This is a genomic window from Pseudomonas sp. Irchel s3f10, assembly GCF_900187515.1.
In the GTDB taxonomy this organism is placed as follows: Bacteria; Pseudomonadota; Gammaproteobacteria; order Pseudomonadales; family Pseudomonadaceae; genus Aquipseudomonas; species Aquipseudomonas tensinigenes.
On the sequence record NZ_FYDZ01000007.1, the window covers coordinates 68,700 to 84,964 of the forward strand.

The following is a 16,265-nucleotide window of genomic DNA, read 5'->3' on the forward strand; positions in this document are numbered from 1 at the left end:
AGCTGCCGAAGGCTGCGATCTTTTTGCTTACTTGATCAGTCGGCCCAAACCATCCAGCAACCGCTGCAATGCGCCCTGATTGCGGCGCATCACTGCCAGCCCGGCGTCAGCCATGCGCTGCGCATCGCGCGGCAATTCAAACAGGCGCTGCACTTCCACCGCCAGCCCTTCGGCATCATCGACCTCGGCCAACGCCCCGGCTTCACGCAATTGCGCGGCGATGTCGAGGAAGTTGAACAGGTGCGGGCCGCAGATCACCGGTTTCGCCAGCGCGGCCGGTTCCAGCAGATTGTGCCCGCCGTTCGGCACCAGACTGCCGCCGACAAACGCGCTGTCAGCCAGGGCGTAGAGAAACAGCAACTCGCCCATGGTGTCGCCGAGCAGTACGCTCGTCTGCGCATCAACATTGGCCCCGGTCGAACGCCGCACCGTGGCGTAGCCTTCACGCTGGCACAGTTCGAACACCGAGTTGAAACGCTCCGGGTGACGCGGCACCAGAATCAGCAACGCATCCGGGTGATTGGCCAGCAAGCGACGATGGGCATTGAGCACCACTTCGTCTTCGCCTTCGTGGGTGCTGGCGGCGATCCACACCGGACGCTCCTGCGCTTGCCACTGGCCGCGCAGTTCGGTGGCGCGTTGCAGCAGTTGCGGGGCGATGGTCAGGTCGAATTTGATCGACCCGGTGACCTCGACCGTCTCCGGACGGGCGCCAAGATCACGGAAGCGTTGTGCTTCCGCTTCGGTCTGTACGGCGAACAGACTCATCTCGGCAAGCATCGGCGCGGTCAGCTTGCTGAAGCGGCCATAGCCGCGTGCCGAACGCTCGGACAAACGCCCATTGGCCAGCGCCACAGGGATCCCGCGCTTGGCGCACTGATGAATGTGGTTGGGCCACAGTTCGGTTTCCATGATCACCGCGAGCTTCGGCTGAACGCGATCAAGAAACCGCGCCGCCGCACAGGGCAAGTCGTAGGGCAGATAGCAATGCTGGATGCGCGGCTCATTGGCGAACAGCGCTTGAATCCGCTCCGACCCGGTTGGCGTCATGCAAGTGACGGTGATCGGCAGCTGTGGATAACGCTGCAGCAAGGCGCGAATCATCGGTGCGGCGGCGATACTTTCGCCCACCGATACCGCGTGCACCCAGATGCCGCCGGGTTGCAGTTTCAGCATGCCGTAGGAGAAGCGTTCGCCAATCCGTTTGGCGTACGCCGGCGCCTTGCGCGCCCGCAGCCACAGCCGAATCGCCACCAATGGCAGCCCCAGATAAAACAGCGCGGTGTAGAGAGTTCTATTCATGGCGGCGGAGTTTATCGACTTTTCTCGCCGATCGCGCGCAAGTGCACGGCAAAACGTTCGGCCAGCCAACGCGCGGCCGGGCCGAGCGGTTCGTCGCGGCGCCAGACCAGTTCGACCACCAGCGCCGGCGGCGTCCATTCGCTGTCCAGTTCAACCATCAAACCCTGATACGCCGAGTACTGCACCACATGACGCGGCAACCAGGCCCAACCGAGATCGCGCACCAGCCATTCGGACATGACGTAGAAACTGTCCGCGCGCCACACCTGCGGGCTGGCCGGTTCGTTGCCGGGATAAACACTGGTTTGCGTCGACATCAGCAACTGTCGGTGCTGCGCCAGTTGCTGGCAGGTCACGTAAGACTGCTTCGCCAACGGATGATTGATCCCGCAGACGGTGACCATTTCGACGCTGCCGAGCACGCGGCGCTCCAGCGCTTCAGGGATTTCGTCGTGATAAAACAGCAGGCCGAGATCGGCCCGGCGCTCCACCAGCTTGTGCGCGACTTCACCTTGAGCGGCGCTGGTCAGTTGCACTTCAAGGCTGGGGAACTGCTCGGCCAGTTCACCGAAACTTTCCACCAGCGCCTGATAGGGCATCGCCTCGTCCTGGGCCACGCGCAGTTGCGCTTCCTGGCCGCGCAGCATCGCCATCGCCCGACCGTTTAGGCGCTCGCATTGACGCAGGACTTCACGTGCCTCTTCCAACAGCGCTTCGCCCGCCTCGGTGAGCGTTGGTTGACGGCCGCTGCTACGCTCGAACAGGCTGACGCCCAAGTCATCTTCGAGCATGGCAATCGCGCTGCTGATCGCCGACTGCGCTTTGCGCTGCTGGCGCGCCACGGCGGAAAACGAGCGGTGTTCGGCGACGTCGACAAACACCCGAAGTTGATCCAGATTCCACTGCATGCTGATTCACCAACCCATCTCTGTAACAGATAGGTAATGACTTTACCCCATCTGGCGAATCACTAGAATGCCGCCTCAGCAAGCAACGTTTCACATTGAGGATTTGAACCATGAACGCCTACGCCTACCTGGCCATTGCCATCTGCGCCGAAGTGATCGCCACTGTGTCGATGAAGGCCGTCAAAGGTATCAGCACACCCCTGCCGCTAGTGCTGGTCATCGTCGGCTACGCGATTGCGTTCTGGATGCTGACGCTGGTGGTGCGCACCGTTCCGGTCGGCGTGGCTTACGCGGTCTGGGCCGGCATGGGCATTGTGATGGTCAGCGTAGCGGCGCTGTTCATCTACGGGCAGAAGCTGGATATCCCGGCGATGCTGGGGATGGCGCTGATCGTGCTGGGCGTCGTCGTGATCCAGCTGTTCTCGAAAACTGCCGGCCACTAAAAGCAGCGACAAGCATCAAGCCCCGAGCTGCAAGCAGAGCTGATTTTCCAGCGCCGGGTTGCAGCTTGCGGCTTGAAGCTTGAAACTTGCGGCTTCTCTAAGCTCCGAGGTCGCTGCATGCCATCCGTTATTTCCACCGACGTTCTGATTGTCGGCGCTGGTGTCGCCGGCCTCTGGCTGAACGCGCGTCTGCGCCGTCAGGGTTTTTCGACCGTGTTGGTGGAAAGCGCCAGCCTCGGCGGCGGGCAGACTGTGAAGTCCCAGGGCATCATCCACGGCGGCGCCAAGTACGCGCTGCACGGTGCACTGACCGGCGCCTCGGAAGCCATCGCCGACATGCCGCGCCGCTGGCGTGAAGCGCTGGCCGGCAATGGCGAGCTGGATCTGTCCGGCGTGCGCCTGCTGTCCGAAGCCCATTACCTGTGGTCGCCGGGCACCCTCGCCGGCAACCTCACCAGTTTCTTCGCCAGTAAAGCCGTGCGTGGCCGGGTCGATCAGGTCAAGGGCGAGCAACTGCCGCCGGCCCTGCAGGACAAGCGCTTCAAGGGCAAGGTCTACCGTCTCGCCGAACTCGTTGTTGACGTGCCGAGCCTGGTCCAGCGTCTCGCCGATCTGGCCGGCGATGGCCTGCTCGCCGGGCAAACCATTGAGCCGTTGCTGGAAGCGGGCGTGCTGGTCGGTTTGAAAGTCGACGGCCGCGAGATCCGTGCGCAACGCATTGTCCTCAGTGCCGGTGCCGGCACGGCTCAACTGCTCGAAGACCTCGGCTTGAGCCAGCCGGCCATGCAACGCCGCCCGCTGCATATGATCATTGCCAAAGGCCCGGGCCTCAAACCGCTGTACGCGCACTGCCTGGGTGGCGGCACCAAACCGCGCATCACCGTGACCACTCATCCGGCCGCTGACGGTCAGTGGGTCTGGTACATGGGCGGCGATATCGCCGAAAGCGAAGGCGTGCACCGCGAGCCGGCCGAGCAGATCGCCACCGCGCAGAAAGAAATCGCCCAGTTGTTGCCGTGGATCGACCTCAGCACCGCGCAATGGGCGACCCTGCGGGTTGACCGTGCCGAGCCGCTGCAAACTGGGCTCACGCGCCCGGACAACGCCTTCCTCGCCGAACAGGGCCGTTTGCTGGTCGGCTGGCCGACCAAACTGGCGTTGGCGCCAGACTTTGCTGACCGAGTCATCGCCTCCCTTGAGCGCGACGGCATCCAGCCGCAAGCCACCGAACCGCTGCCGGCCCTGCCGAAACCACCGATGGGCGTACCTGCCTGGGAGCAACTGCTGCCATGACCATTGCCAGCCTGCATGACTTCCACCGTCCGCTGGGCAGCACCGGCCTGACGGTTTCGCCGCTGGGCCTGGGCACTGTCAAACTTGGCCGCGACCAAGGGGTGAAATACCCCAACGGTTTCCAGATTCCCGGTGATGACGAAGCGCGGATGCTGCTGCGGCAGGCGCGGGAATTGGGCATCAACCTGATCGACACCGCCCCCGCCTACGGTCGCAGCGAAGAACGCCTCGGCCCGCTGCTACGCGGCCAGCGGCAAGACTGGGTAATCGTCAGCAAAGTCGGCGAAGAGTTTGCCGATGGCCTGTCGCGCCACGACTTCAGCGCGGCGCACACACGGATGTCGGTGGAACGCAGCCTGCAACGTCTTGAAACCGATTTTATCGACCTGGTGCTGGTGCATTCCGACGGCAACGACATGGCGATCCTCGAGCACCAAGAGGTTTACGCGACACTCGCCGCACTCAAGGCCGAAGGCAAGATTCGCGGCTTCGGCTTCTCCGGCAAAACCGTCGAAGGTGGCCTCAAAGCACTGGAGCAAGGCGACTGCGCGATGGTCACCTACAATCTGAACGAACAAAGCGAGAAGGCTGTCATTGACTATGCTGCTGCCCACGGCAAAGCCATTCTGGTGAAAAAAGCCCTGGCCAGCGGTCATGTTTGCCTGAGTCCGGGCGTGGATCCGGTGCGCGCCAGCTTCGAACTGCTATTCGCGCAACCTGGTGTGGCCAGTGCTATTGTCGGCACGATCAATCCGCTGCACCTCGCCCACAACGTAGCGACCGTTGCCCAGGTCCTTCGTGGTCACTGACGCCGCCTCGCGGCCTTAAGCAGGAGCCGATATGCCGCGCACGCTCATCCGAAAGAACCCGAGCAACTTCAAGACCCTGCCGCTGTTCGTCGAAGCAACCCCCGAAGGCCTGACCTATCAGAGCGTCGGCATGCCGCTGAACTTCACGCAGACCTTGCAGCGGCGCAAACCGGTGAGCGTGGCCGATGCCGAGCGCTTCTCGCTGGAACTGGCCAATCTCGGCGTTTCGGTACGCCTGACCCTGCATTGGCAGAATCGCGATTATTGGGTGCTGGTGCGCCAGCGCCGACAGGATCGCGGCGACGTCGTGCTCAAGTTGATTTCCGGCTACGTGCCGGCGCATGAACTGAATATTCCGCTGCACACCGCCATTCAGGAAATTGCCGAAGAGTGCTTGCTCGAGACGCCAGAAGGCTGGCTCGGCGGACGCTTCAACGACACCTGGCTGCCGGCGCCCTACTCGGCGGCGCTGCATTATCGCGAGGCTCTGCCGTTCCGCCTGACCCCGTTGTCCGGCTCGGCGCGACCGATCCGTTGCGCCAATCTGCAATTGCTCGAACGACCACGGGCCTATGTGCACCTGCCGACCGCGTCACTGCAATTGATCTACGATTTGCGCCTGGATGTGCCCAAGGAAGCCAAGTCCCTGAGTCTGTTCCACGTCGACGAGCGTCTGGAGGGTGATCAACTGGTAGCCCGACTCGACCGCAAACGCCCCGACCTGTACTTGATGCCACTCAAGGAAGGCGCACCACTGGCCGAGCTGTACACGCTCAAGCGCGACAAACTCGTCCCCGCCAGCACCCGAGGTCTGTACCTCGCGGAAAGCTTTGCGACACAGACTGGTTGGGTCGTGCGCGAGGAGCGGATTCGCTGGAAGGACTGGCTGGTGCAACAGGGCCTGCAACCGGCGAAAGCCCCGCGTCAGGGGCTCAAGCAGTTGAGTATCAAGGCGCTGCGATTGGTCGGGCTAGGCAAAAAAACCGCCAAATAGCGGTTTAACGGCGGCGATCCCACCACGTGCGCAACGCGGCAAATAAGTGGAAATAGCGGTTTTCGCGCTTGCCCATGCCGCGCTTGGGCGAGAACGATTCTTCGGCAAAGGCACCGGTAATGCGCACCCGCGATGCCTGGGTCGGCAGTGTGCAGATTTTGGCATCGACCTGCTGCAGCGCATATTTGAGCAAGCGCTCGGAATGCAGCTTTCGACCTGTCGCCTTGCAGAAATCGAAGATACGCTCGACCCGTTTGCCGTACGCCACATAGGTATCGCGCCCGCAAACCGCAAAGCGGTCGTTCAAGCCGCCCCACCACTGCCAGTCCGGAATATAAGCGTTGTGCTTGCGAGCCTCAGGGTGAGCGAAGACATAGCCAGGCAATGCGCTGTGAAAGAAATTGTCCGGGCGCACGAACACGACGAAATCCGGATTGAAGGACTCGATCATGGTCGTCACGGTGTGCAGCGAGTTGAGCTGATAGATCAGATTACGCAACGAGGCATAGTCATCGGCCCAGGTGTCGCCCTGAGCTTTGACCTGCTCGAAATCCCAGCGCTCCAGGACGCCCTCGGTCGAGGTCAGCGTGCCGATCATCGATTCGAAAGGCTGGTAGTTGTCCGCCGTCAATTCGCCTTTCTCGCCGGACCGCGAGTTCTGCACCTCATCAATCTTGTACAGATGGTAGAAGCACTTTATGTCGCTGCCTGCAGGCAACTGCGCCAGAACGTTCTGTTCGATAGAGGGGAAACAGATCGGCGAATTTCTCGGGATCCCGAAAAAAGCCACGGCAATTTTCAACACTCAACAGCACCTTTTGAAAGTAGTTCGGACCTGCTGGCAACCGGACAGACGATGTCGCTTACTTCTGTCGAAACAGTTTTTGCCACCAGCGACGGGGTTGCAGCGGCACCACGATGATGTCCGACTTCTGCAGCCAGTCACGTTCATAGTCCCAGGCATGGCCGCCCCACAGTTTTCCTGCTTCGTTGGAAAACCCCAGGGTCATGAGCTGATAGGTATAACCGACATGGCCACGCAACCAGTCGAACAACACCAGCGTGTTGAAACCGGTGGAAGGCCCGACGTAGCGCTTGCCGCCCGGCCGGTCGACCGGGTAGTTCCACAGCGGCGGCAATGGAATGCGATCCCAATACATGGCCACACGTGGCAACGGACACATGGGTGCGGCACAGCCCACCAACATGCTGAAACAACGTTCGCTCGCCTGTTCGAACATCTGCTGTACCGGCTGCGCGTAAGGCAGACCAAAAAAGTATGCATCCGGCGCGTTGTAGCCATGCACGAAAACATTGACGCTGTGCTCGTTGAGCAGCGCCGCTTTGATACAGGTATTGAAGCTGACAACGACGTCATCGACGCCAATGTTCAACGCCTGAAAGTCCGCCGCCGTGATGGCTGGGTTGTTGGCAATCAGCACGACCCGAGGCGCACGGCTCAGACAGTCGAGAAGCTCTGTGGGTAAAGCACCCAGTACGGACTGATCACCACCGGGCAGCGCATCCAGCGCCATGTGTTCGTCCTTCATTCAGACCGGCACCTTCATCCCGTAACGCAACTTCACCCAGAATCGCGTGAACGCCGAGGGCGGCTGCCATGGGCGCATCTCACGCTGGATTTCCGTGGCCAGTGCCTGACCGACACGGGCAAAGGAATAGCGGCTTTGCGCGAACTCCTGGCCGTTGCGGGCAATGCGCTCTGCCAGTTCCGGATCGCTTTGCAGCAGCTTGATCTTTTCCACCGCCTCTTCTTCGCTGCGATAGAACACGGTGTTGTGCATGTCTTCAAAGCCGAGCAAGCGGTCTTCTTCGCCCTGACTCCAGGCCAGCAGTACACAGCCGCAGGCCATGGCTTCATAGTTCTTGATCATGAACTCGTTCATGCCGATGTCGGCGCTGACGAAAATCCGGATGCGATTGAGCGTCTGCAGATATTCCGCGCCCGACTTGGTGCGGGTCACCAGCATACCGGTGCGCTTGGAGAGCGACTCGAGCATGGCTTTGCGCTCGGCATACTCGGTGCTCTTCAGACTGCCAAGAAAACCGATGGGGATGTCCCGTTCGACGCCGGTGTTGTGCAGCATCTGCTCGTCATAACCTTTGGAGACGAACACTGTGTCGATGCCTTCAGCGAGCATCTTGCGCGCGACAACGGCACCCGACACCAGTGCCCGACAACTTGGCAGACGACGATAGAGCCGTGAATACACGCCCCGATATTTACTCGCCGGCATGTAGTTCTGGTAGGCATCGTGCTCGAGAAACACCAGCCCGGGAATGCACTTGAGCACCTGCAGTTGCGTGGCCAGACGCTTGACCCGGGAGAAAATCACCACGCGATCAAAGGTCTGGTAATCGACCGAGGCCAGAAATGACCCCAGATTCAACTGCTGCTGTTTGCTCAGCCGATAGATGAAACATTCATCACAGTTCTGCTGCACGATGTCGTAAAGCCGGTCGAGAATGACCCGCTGCTCGTCCATCACCAGGAGCATGACTTTCATAGATTAATCGACCACGCGACGTAGGCAGGCAAGCGCATCGGATTCAAACCTGCCAACATCAACGGAAACGGTTAGATCCCCAAGGCAAAATCCGTTCACACGCAGTACACAACGGTAAAAATTCATCTGATCAACGACTGCGAATCTTCTCGACAATCGCAGTTGTCGAGCTGTTTTCGACAAGTCCCAAGACCTTAACCGTACCGCCATAAGCGGTAACGATATCAGCGCCGACCACCTGATCGATGCCGTAGTCGCCGCCCTTGACCAGCACGTCCGGCTTGACCTCGCGCAGCAGGTTTTCCGGGGTACCCTCAGGGAAACTGATCACCCAATCCACCGCGCCAAGGCCGGCGAGAACCGCCATGCGCCGGTCGACGCTGTTGATCGGGCGACCCGGCCCTTTCAGGCGGCTGACCGAAGCATCGTCGTTGACCGCGACAATCAGACGATCGCCCTGTGCCCGCGCCTGCTCCAGATAGGTCACATGCCCGGCGTGCAGGATGTCGAAGCAGCCGTTGGTGAAGACAATCTTCTCGTTGTGCGCGCGAGCATCGGCCACGGCGAGCAACAGCTGTTCAAGACCCAGAACACCGCGCTCGGAACCTTCTTCACGCTGGATGGCGCGACGCAATTCCGGGGCACTGATGGCGGCTGTACCGAGTTTGCCAACCACGATGCCGGCTGCCAGGTTGGCCAGCGCAACGGCGTGGGGCAGGTCTTCACCGGCGGCAATCGCTGCGGCCAGGGTAGAGATCACCGTATCACCGGCACCGGTGACATCGAATACTTCACGGGCTCGGGCCGGCAGGTGCAGCGCCGGTTGATCAGGGCGCAGCAAAGTCATGCCGTGTTCGCCGCGTGTCACCAGCAGTGCACCAAGCTCGAGGTCATGCATCAGGGCGGCGCCCTTGCTCACTAACTCATGCTCATCGACGCAACCGCCGACGATGGCTTCGAATTCGCTGAGGTTCGGCGTGATCAGGCTGGCGCCACGATAGATCGAAAAATCCTTGCCTTTAGGGTCGGCCAACACCGGAATGTTCTTTGCGCGGGCAGCCTGGATCAACGCCTGATGGTTTTTCAGGGCGCCTTTGCCGTAGTCGGAAAGTACCAGCACCTTGATGCCTTCGAGCAGGTCGTCGACCTGCGAGCCGAGGGCCAGAGCGTCGGTGGCGAACGGTTCTTCAAAGTCGATACGCAGCAGTTGCTGGTGCCGGCTCATGACCCGCAGCTTGACGATGGTTGGCTGGTGCGCGATGCGCTGGAACAGGGCGCGTACGCCCGCGCCTTTGAGACTGTTGCTCAGGCTGTCGGCGGCTTCGTCATCGCCGGTCACACCGACCAGCGACGCCGGCGCACCCAGCGCGGCAATGTTCAAGGCAACGTTCGCGGCACCGCCCGGACGATCTTCGATCTGCTCGACCTTAACGACCGGCACCGGCGCCTCAGGGGAAATCCGTGAGGTTCCGCCATGCCAGTAACGGTCGAGCATGACATCGCCGACTACCAAGACCGGGGCTTGATCGAAACGCGGCATGGACAACTTCATGGAGCAACCCACATACAAAATGAACAGGGGCGCGATATTAACACAGGGTAAAGCGCCGTCCGCCTCAATCTGAAAGGTCGCGTACCCAGAACAATTCATGACGCCGGACTGCCTTGCGGAAAAACTCGTTACTGCCCGTTTCAGGCCAACGGCGGCCAGCCAGACCCTGCTGGATCCAACGGCGCAATTGCCGTTTGAACACTTGCTCGCCCTGCAAATCATGTTCCATGGCCAGCGCCATGGCTTTGTCCAGTTGCACGTCCGCCGACAACAGCGGACTCCACAGCCGGTCAGCCGGCAGCGGCTCGATGGCGGGCGGCAATGCGATACCGGCACCGGCAGGGCCCATCGGCCAGCGATCATTGTCGTGCAGGTGATTGGCGTACATCAGCAGGGTTGTCGGTTTCCAGCTACTCAGCGCGATAGCCTCAAGCAACGCCTGGGTCGAGGCTACGTGATCGCTGTGAGGATCGAGCTCAGGATGGGGCGTCACCACCACTTCTGGACGAAAGTGCTCAAGCAGGGCCTTCAAGTCGCCCAGCAGATTTTGCCAGGTCGGCTGCCCATCGATGTCGGCGGGCAGGGTCAACGGATTGTGCCGGCGCACACTGCGCACGTCGTTTTCCTGCGACTCACGGGAACCGAATGCCCGTGCGGGCTCTGCGGCCATCGAGGGCAGTTGCAGGCAGTAATAACCCAATTGCACGCAGCGCTCGGCAGGCACACCGCCCCACAGCGGGATCACCAGACTGTCCCAACTGCGCAAACGCCCCTTCAAGCGTGCGGCTGCGGCTTGATCAAGGCCCAGACGCTGCAAGTCTTCAGCCTCGATCTCGCCTTGGGTCAGGGTGACGATGCTGACCTCTTCGCATCGGCTGTAAAGGCCAAAGGCAGCGAGCTCGGCATCGTCGGCATGGGGAGCGATGACCATCACCCGCTGGCGGCTGTAGTCAGGGTTGGCCATGACCCACAACACACCCGTCGCCGCCGGCGTGCAATATCGACCACGCAGTGCCAGAGCACCTTGCATCAACGCATTGCCCTGCCCGGACAGATTAATGAAACGCCGGCCCCTGACGCCACGCTCAAGGTCCTGGCGATCATCGCCCACCTCAACGTGGGGATCGAACCAACGACCCAGCCAAGTGGACTTCACTTCAAGCTCGAGCACCAGCGTCTCGCCCTGCGCCAGCGGCTCGCTCAGGCGCACTACGCCGCCCTCAAGGCTCACGGCCTGCCGCGCGGTTTGCGCCGGGAAGTTGTATTGATAGTCGTCGCCAGGCCGGTAGAACAAATGGTCGGCGAACCAGGCCTCGTGAGCGACCCAGGCCAGCACCAGCAACAGCGGCACCAGCCACCAGGCAATCAGCACGCCAATCAGCAACAGCGCCAGCACAAAGGCGATCAGGAACAGACGCTTGTTGCGTCGATGGGCTTTGAGCAGCTGTTGCTTGCGAGCACTCATGAATTCAGACCTTGTAGACCGGCACCGTGTGGCACCAGCGATCCTTGTACTCACGGTCGGCACGACCGAATGAATAGCGCAGAGGCTTGCCCAGCGCTTGCGCGTGCGCCCAGGCCTCTTGGGTGTTGACGAAACTCAGCACACTGCCGGGACTGAACTCGCGGCTCTGCGGGTCGACGCCACCGTTGATGTACTCCAGCGAAACCCATTGCGGGGCCTCGACGCGGTACAGCACTTGAATGGCCACCGGTGCCGAATCGAGCATCGCCACGGAACCGGTCATGAACTCGCGCAGCAATGTAAAGACCTCAACCAGCCCGGCCTTGCCCGGCACCTCGAAGCCCCAGCGGCGCTGAAACAGATCGCCGTACGCGGCGGCCTGTTCCTGTGGCGTGAAGTCGGACATCGGCACCAGCGATCCGCCCGCCTCTTCAAGCAGACGCTGCTCGCGACGCTGGTTGTAGCGGAACTTCTTCGAATATTCTTCCGGCAGCCGGGCCAGAGCCAGGCCTTCGGGCTGTGGCGACAACGTGCTGATCTGCTCGGCATTGAGCTGGGATACATAAGCCATGCGCTGGCGCACGGGGACGACGACTTCGGCAGCAATCGGCAGGATGATTTCCGCATTGCCCATGTCCAGCAAGCCACGCTTGCCCTCACGCTTGAGCACTTCCTTGGACAAGGCGACATGACGGCCCCAGCAAGGAATGGCCGCCACGACGTCACCGCCAACGATCCAGCCCAGATAACGCAGTTCGATACCTACGAACGTCGACAGTCGTTCGACCACATCAGGATGCGTTGCGAAGCTGCCACCGAAACGCTGCCAGGCCCGAGCATAGGCAGCCTGGTCGATTTCGGTCCAGCCACGTTCACGAAAGCTGCGAAACACCGTCAGCATACGTTGGTCGCGTGGGCCGGCAGAGGCTCGTCCCCCTCTTCAAACTCTTTGGCGTGCAGACGGGAGTAATAGCCGTTCTGCTCCAGCAGCTGCGCGTGGGTGCCGCGCTCGACAATCCGGCCTTCATCCATGACCAGAATCAGGTCGGCTTTCTCGATAGTGCTCAAGCGGTGGGCGATCACCAGGGTCGTGCGGTTCTGCACCACATGATCCAGTGCCGCCTGAATGTGCCGCTCCGATTCGGTATCGAGGGCCGAAGTCGCCTCGTCGAGAATCAGCAGCGGAGCATCCTTGAGCAGGGCCCGGGCGATAGCAATGCGCTGGCGTTGACCGCCGGAGAGCAATACGCCGTTTTCGCCGACCAGGGTTTCGTAGCCTTGTGGCATCTTGGCGATGAACTCGTCGGCATAGGCCTCGCTGGCGGCTCGCTTGACCTCATCGAACGGCGCGCCGGCCAGATCGCCGTAAGCGATGTTGTTGGTCACCGTATCGTTGAACAGCGTGACCTGCTGGGTCACCAGAGCGATCTGGCGACGCAGGCTGTGCAAGGTAAAGTCCTGCACACGGACGCCATCAAGAAGAATCTCGCCCTGCTCATGCTGATAGAAGCGCGGAATAAGACCGGCAAGCGTCGACTTGCCACTGCCCGAGCGTCCGACCAATGCAACCATCTGCCCGGGTTCGACCACAAAACTGATGTTGTCGAGCACCTGTTTGTCGGTGTCCGGGTACTGAAAGCTGAGGTTGCGCACTTCCAGGCGGCCTTCAAGGCGATCATGCTCGACCGTGCCCTGATCCACTTCAGCCGGCTCGTCCAGTTGCTCGAAAATACTTTCGGCACCGGCCACACCCTTCTGAATGGTCGAGCTGACCTCCGAGAGCTGACGAATGGGTTTTGGCAACAAACCGGCCATGGTGATGTAGGCAACCAGATCACCCGGAGACGCATCGCCGCGAAGGTAGAGCACCAGGAACATGACCACGGCCATGGCACTGTAGGTCACCAGTTGCAGCATCGGCGTGTAGACCGCACCGGTCTTGGTCATCGTCAGTTGCTTGTCAGTGTTGCTCTGGCTGGCCTCGCGAAAGCGCGTCTTTTCATAGTGCTCGCCACCGAAGCTGCGTACGACGCGGTAACCATGAATGGTCTCGGAGGCGACGTGCGTGACATTGCCCATCGACACCTGGATCTTTTTGCTTTGCTTGCGGAATTTGCGGCTGGTGCTGTTCACCATGATGCCGATCACCGGAAGGATGGCCACCATTACCAGTGTGAGTTTCCAGTTCATCCACAACAGGGTGCAGAACAGGAAAATCACGGTCATGCCTTCACGAATGACAACCTTGATCGCGTCTGTCGCCGCGCCGGTGACCATCGTCACGTTGAAGGTGATCCGCGAAATCAGGTGACCCGAGTTGTTTTTGTCGAAGAACCGGTTAGGCAGCTCCAGTAACTTGTTGAACAACACGACCCGCAGATCGTGCACCAGCCCCAGGGAAACCCGAGCCAGGAAGAAGTTGCCAAGGTACGAACCCACGCCCTGTAACAGCGCAATGAGCACAATCATCAGCGGCACGGTTTCGAGCAGTTGCAATTTGCCCAGATAAGGGTTGCCCGGGAACAGGCTGGCCTCAGGATTGGCCAGGCCATCGACGAAATACTTGAGGATGTAAGCGAGCATCGGTTGAGTCGATGCGAAGATCAGAAACCCGACGATGCTGAGAAGGAAGAGACCGGCATAAGGCCGCACGTAAGCCAAAAGGCGGAAATAGATCGCCAGCGTTGACTGGGCTTTCGGTTCAGGACTGCTCATGGTGATCCGCACAATTCAGTGAGGCGGGGATGATATCACACGCGTTTTTTCCCCGATAAACATGACTTCAAGCCAGCCCTTGACCAAGTCGGTTAAGATACGCCGCTAATGATGGGGAGCCCGATATGCAATCGATTGATCACAGCACTTACGAGGCACTGCGCGCCGGTGCACACGTACTGGAAGCCGACGGCTCCGGCGACAAGGTGCTCAGATTGGCCGATGGACGCATGCTCAAGCTGTTCCGGCGCAAACGCTTGTTCAGTTCGGCACTGTTCTACCCGTATGCGCAACGCTTTGCCGACAACACCCGGGCCCTCGAACAACGCGGCATCCTCTGCCCGAAAGTGATCGCGGTGTATCGCATCCCGAGCATCGAACGTGACTGCGTGTATTACAGCCCGCTGCAAGGCAATACGGTGCGTCAGTTACAAAGCACTGGCGAAGAGGCTGACTCACTGCGATTCCAGCTGGGCGGGTACTTCGCACTGCTGCACGAAAAAGGTGTGTACTTTCGATCGCTGCACTTCGGCAACGTGGTGCTGACGCCGGACAACCATTTGGGCCTGATTGATATCGCCGATCTGCGCTGTCAGCGACGCGCACTCAGCGATAGCAAACGCTTGCGCAACTTCGCGCACTTGCTGCGCTACAAGGAAGACCGCCAATGGCTGCTGGGCCAGGATGCCGGCGACACGTTTATCGAAGGTTATCGGCAGGCGCTGCCGAGCAACCGACAAGCGCCGCTGATCTCGCGCCTGCGTCCGCTGCTCGGTTAAATCTCAGCGGCCGATGACTACCACGGTGGCACCTTTGCGATTGGCGAAATGCTCGATGATGCGCAGCTTGTGCGCCACCAGCCATTCGCTCAGCCACGGCTCGTCACCTTTGGCCTCGATGAGGAAGTACTGATAGTCGCCCGCATGAGCTGCCGACATCGCTTCCTCTGCGGTCAGCACCGGCATCACGTAACCGCGCCCGGCGTAATAGCTGATCCGCCCATCCTCGAAATACGTCTTCGCGCCCGGCTCGACATGAGCAGACAACCAGCGACCGGCCTCGACGTAATGCGTTTTACCGGCGCCGGTGGAAATGACGTTGGACAGCATCACCAGCAACCCGAGGATCACCAGCCATTTGCCCCAACGCGGAAACTCGCGAACAAACGCGGCCAGCCCCATGGCGAGCACAGGCACAAACAACAGATTCAGAAAGCTCAGATAACGCGTGTTCATGAACTGTTGCTTGATGAAAAACAGCACCAGTACCACCAGATACAACACGGCCGCCCAGGCAAAAGGACGATAATCACGCCAGTAAGTACCGAGAACCCCCCAGTTGCGCCGCACAAGGAAAGGCACCGCGAAAGGCCCCATCAATTTCACGAAACTGATGGTCATGGTCGCCAGAATGCCGAAGAAAATGATCCGGCCAGCTTCATCCTGGGAGTACTTGTTGATGAGCGAGTTGGCAAACTGATCGCTCAGCATCTGGAAGGCGGCAAACACACTGTGCGGCGCAATCATGTCCAGATACAGCATCACGCGCGCCGACATGAGCGCACCCGACACCGAAACGGCCAGCAGCCCCAGAACCGGTAGCAGCGAAAACTGAGCGAACTGCATCCGTCGGGTCGACGACCACAGGTTGGGCAACTGCCACAGCGCCAACGCCGGCACCAGCAGCAAGGCTTCCAGCCGGAACAAGGCTGCCGCAACGATTGCCAAATGAATCAATGCCCCCCGCAGCCAGCCGCCACGGGCTTGCCAGCGCAGCGCAAGCCAGAGCGTCAGTGTGCAGAAGAACCAGAAACCGCATTCGCGAATGATGTCATTGCGAAAGGCGTTCACCGCCGGCATGGCCAGTACCACGAAGCAGGCCCAACCGGCGAGATGCGCAGACCGCTGACGAACGCAATCCACCATCAGCGCGCCGGTGCCGGCGAAAAAGAGCGCGCACCAAAGGTAGGCACTCAGCTCCAGCGGCAGATGCAGGACGGCGTGCGTACCGGCCAGCAGAAAGGAAAACCACGGCCAGTCGAAAGCTGCCCAGGCCACATCTGGCCCGTGCTCGGTGACCTGTTGCGCAATATCAATGTACAGCGCGGCATCACGCCCCACCGTCGCGGTGCCCAGAACTGCAATCAGCGATAACAGCGCACTGCCGAGAAACGCCAGCCAAACCGGGTATTCGTCGATGATTCTGGAGACTTGAGCCCCTACCTTGCCGCCCGTACCTTTCACCCAGCCACCTCATCGA

Annotated in this window: 15 protein-coding genes; 5 read left to right on the top strand and 10 right to left on the bottom strand. The window is 60.6% G+C overall.

What is annotated here, in order from left to right:
- Positions 1–27: 27 nt before the first annotated feature.
- Positions 28–1,302 carry a lipid IV(A) 3-deoxy-D-manno-octulosonic acid transferase gene (waaA, locus tag CKW17_RS16615; protein ID WP_095120655.1) on the bottom strand — a complete coding sequence of 425 codons (1,275 nt, stop codon included), beginning with the start codon at positions 1,300–1,302 and terminating at the stop codon, positions 28–30.
- An 11-nt stretch (positions 1,303–1,313) separates the two neighbouring features.
- The gene (locus CKW17_RS16620; RefSeq protein ID WP_095120656.1) at positions 1,314–2,210 is read right to left on the bottom strand and encodes a LysR family transcriptional regulator; all 897 of its coding nucleotides are present in this window, start codon (positions 2,208–2,210) and stop codon (positions 1,314–1,316) included.
- A gap of 110 nt (positions 2,211–2,320) precedes the next feature.
- On the opposite strand from CKW17_RS16620, the gene CKW17_RS16625 reads away from it, so the two are divergent.
- From CKW17_RS16625 to CKW17_RS16640, 4 genes are all read left to right on the top strand, one after another.
- On the top strand, positions 2,321–2,653 hold the full coding sequence (locus tag CKW17_RS16625; protein WP_007915730.1) for a multidrug efflux SMR transporter: 333 nt from the start codon (positions 2,321–2,323) through the stop codon (positions 2,651–2,653).
- A gap of 117 nt (positions 2,654–2,770) precedes the next feature.
- Positions 2,771–3,946, top strand: coding sequence for an FAD-binding oxidoreductase (locus CKW17_RS16630; protein WP_095120657.1), 1,176 nt, complete (start codon positions 2,771–2,773; stop codon positions 3,944–3,946).
- Positions 3,943–4,755, top strand: coding sequence for an aldo/keto reductase (locus tag CKW17_RS16635; RefSeq protein ID WP_095120658.1), 813 nt, complete (start codon positions 3,943–3,945; stop codon positions 4,753–4,755). The genes CKW17_RS16630 and CKW17_RS16635 overlap by 4 nt, the downstream gene beginning before the upstream one ends.
- 31 nt (positions 4,756–4,786) lie before the next feature.
- Complete coding sequence (locus tag CKW17_RS16640; protein ID WP_095120659.1) at positions 4,787–5,749, top strand: metal ABC transporter ATPase; 963 nt, start codon at positions 4,787–4,789, stop codon at positions 5,747–5,749.
- Between the two features lie 4 nt (positions 5,750–5,753).
- Here CKW17_RS16640 and CKW17_RS16645 read toward each other — a convergent pair whose 3' ends face one another.
- The 7 genes from CKW17_RS16645 to msbA all read right to left on the bottom strand — a co-directional run bounded on the left by CKW17_RS16645 (position 5,754) and on the right by msbA (position 14,006).
- Positions 5,754–6,554, bottom strand: a complete 801-nt coding sequence (locus CKW17_RS16645) for a hypothetical protein (RefSeq protein ID WP_095120660.1) — start codon at positions 6,552–6,554, stop codon at positions 5,754–5,756.
- Between the two features lie 58 nt (positions 6,555–6,612).
- Positions 6,613–7,299, bottom strand: coding sequence for a hypothetical protein (locus tag CKW17_RS16650; protein WP_095120661.1), 687 nt, complete (start codon positions 7,297–7,299; stop codon positions 6,613–6,615).
- Positions 7,300–8,274 (bottom strand): glycosyltransferase, encoded by a 975-nt coding sequence (locus CKW17_RS16655; protein ID WP_095120662.1) that lies wholly within the window; start codon positions 8,272–8,274, stop codon positions 7,300–7,302.
- A 130-nt stretch (positions 8,275–8,404) separates the two neighbouring features.
- Positions 8,405–9,826 (bottom strand): bifunctional D-glycero-beta-D-manno-heptose-7-phosphate kinase/D-glycero-beta-D-manno-heptose 1-phosphate adenylyltransferase HldE, encoded by a 1,422-nt coding sequence (hldE, locus tag CKW17_RS16660; RefSeq protein ID WP_093430139.1) that lies wholly within the window; start codon positions 9,824–9,826, stop codon positions 8,405–8,407.
- Positions 9,827–9,890: 64 nt separating this feature from the next.
- On the bottom strand, positions 9,891–11,291 hold the full coding sequence (locus CKW17_RS16665; protein ID WP_095120663.1) for a PIG-L deacetylase family protein: 1,401 nt from the start codon (positions 11,289–11,291) through the stop codon (positions 9,891–9,893).
- A gap of 4 nt (positions 11,292–11,295) precedes the next feature.
- Positions 11,296–12,192, bottom strand: a complete 897-nt coding sequence (locus tag CKW17_RS16670) for a GNAT family N-acetyltransferase (protein ID WP_095120664.1) — start codon at positions 12,190–12,192, stop codon at positions 11,296–11,298.
- Entirely contained in the window at positions 12,186–14,006 is a 1,821-nt protein-coding gene (gene msbA / locus CKW17_RS16675) for a lipid A export permease/ATP-binding protein MsbA (protein ID WP_095120665.1), read from the bottom strand. Before msbA ends, CKW17_RS16670 begins: the two co-directional genes overlap by 7 nt.
- Before the next feature lie 125 nt (positions 14,007–14,131).
- Between msbA and CKW17_RS16680 the strand changes: the two genes are divergently transcribed.
- Positions 14,132–14,785: a toluene tolerance protein gene (locus CKW17_RS16680; protein ID WP_095120666.1), complete on the top strand. Its 654-nt coding sequence runs from the start codon at positions 14,132–14,134 to the stop codon at positions 14,783–14,785.
- Positions 14,786–14,788: 3 nt separating this feature from the next.
- Here CKW17_RS16680 and CKW17_RS16685 read toward each other — a convergent pair whose 3' ends face one another.
- Entirely contained in the window at positions 14,789–16,249 is a 1,461-nt protein-coding gene (locus tag CKW17_RS16685) for a hypothetical protein (RefSeq protein WP_095120667.1), read from the bottom strand.
- Between the last annotated feature and the right edge of the window lie 16 nt (positions 16,250–16,265).

What these genes read in the sequence shown, in the direction of transcription:
- CKW17_RS16625 (WP_007915730.1), top strand. Translation starts at nt 2,321, where the DNA reads ATGAACGCCTACGCCTACCTGGCCATTGCCATCTGCGCCGAAGTGATC.
- CKW17_RS16670 (WP_095120664.1), bottom strand. Translation starts at nt 12,192, where the DNA reads ATGCTGACGGTGTTTCGCAGCTTTCGTGAACGTGGCTGGACCGAAATC.
- CKW17_RS16650 (WP_095120661.1), bottom strand. Translation starts at nt 7,299, where the DNA reads ATGAAGGACGAACACATGGCGCTGGATGCGCTGCCCGGTGGTGATCAG.
- msbA (WP_095120665.1), bottom strand. Translation starts at nt 14,006, where the DNA reads ATGAGCAGTCCTGAACCGAAAGCCCAGTCAACGCTGGCGATCTATTTC.
- CKW17_RS16640 (WP_095120659.1), top strand. Translation starts at nt 4,787, where the DNA reads ATGCCGCGCACGCTCATCCGAAAGAACCCGAGCAACTTCAAGACCCTG.
- CKW17_RS16620 (WP_095120656.1), bottom strand. Translation starts at nt 2,210, where the DNA reads ATGCAGTGGAATCTGGATCAACTTCGGGTGTTTGTCGACGTCGCCGAA.
- CKW17_RS16655 (WP_095120662.1), bottom strand. Translation starts at nt 8,274, where the DNA reads ATGAAAGTCATGCTCCTGGTGATGGACGAGCAGCGGGTCATTCTCGAC.
- CKW17_RS16635 (WP_095120658.1), top strand. Translation starts at nt 3,943, where the DNA reads ATGACCATTGCCAGCCTGCATGACTTCCACCGTCCGCTGGGCAGCACC.
- CKW17_RS16630 (WP_095120657.1), top strand. Translation starts at nt 2,771, where the DNA reads ATGCCATCCGTTATTTCCACCGACGTTCTGATTGTCGGCGCTGGTGTC.
- CKW17_RS16665 (WP_095120663.1), bottom strand. Translation starts at nt 11,291, where the DNA reads ATGAGTGCTCGCAAGCAACAGCTGCTCAAAGCCCATCGACGCAACAAG.
- hldE (WP_093430139.1), bottom strand. Translation starts at nt 9,826, where the DNA reads ATGAAGTTGTCCATGCCGCGTTTCGATCAAGCCCCGGTCTTGGTAGTC.
- CKW17_RS16680 (WP_095120666.1), top strand. Translation starts at nt 14,132, where the DNA reads ATGCAATCGATTGATCACAGCACTTACGAGGCACTGCGCGCCGGTGCA.
- waaA (WP_095120655.1), bottom strand. Translation starts at nt 1,302, where the DNA reads ATGAATAGAACTCTCTACACCGCGCTGTTTTATCTGGGGCTGCCATTG.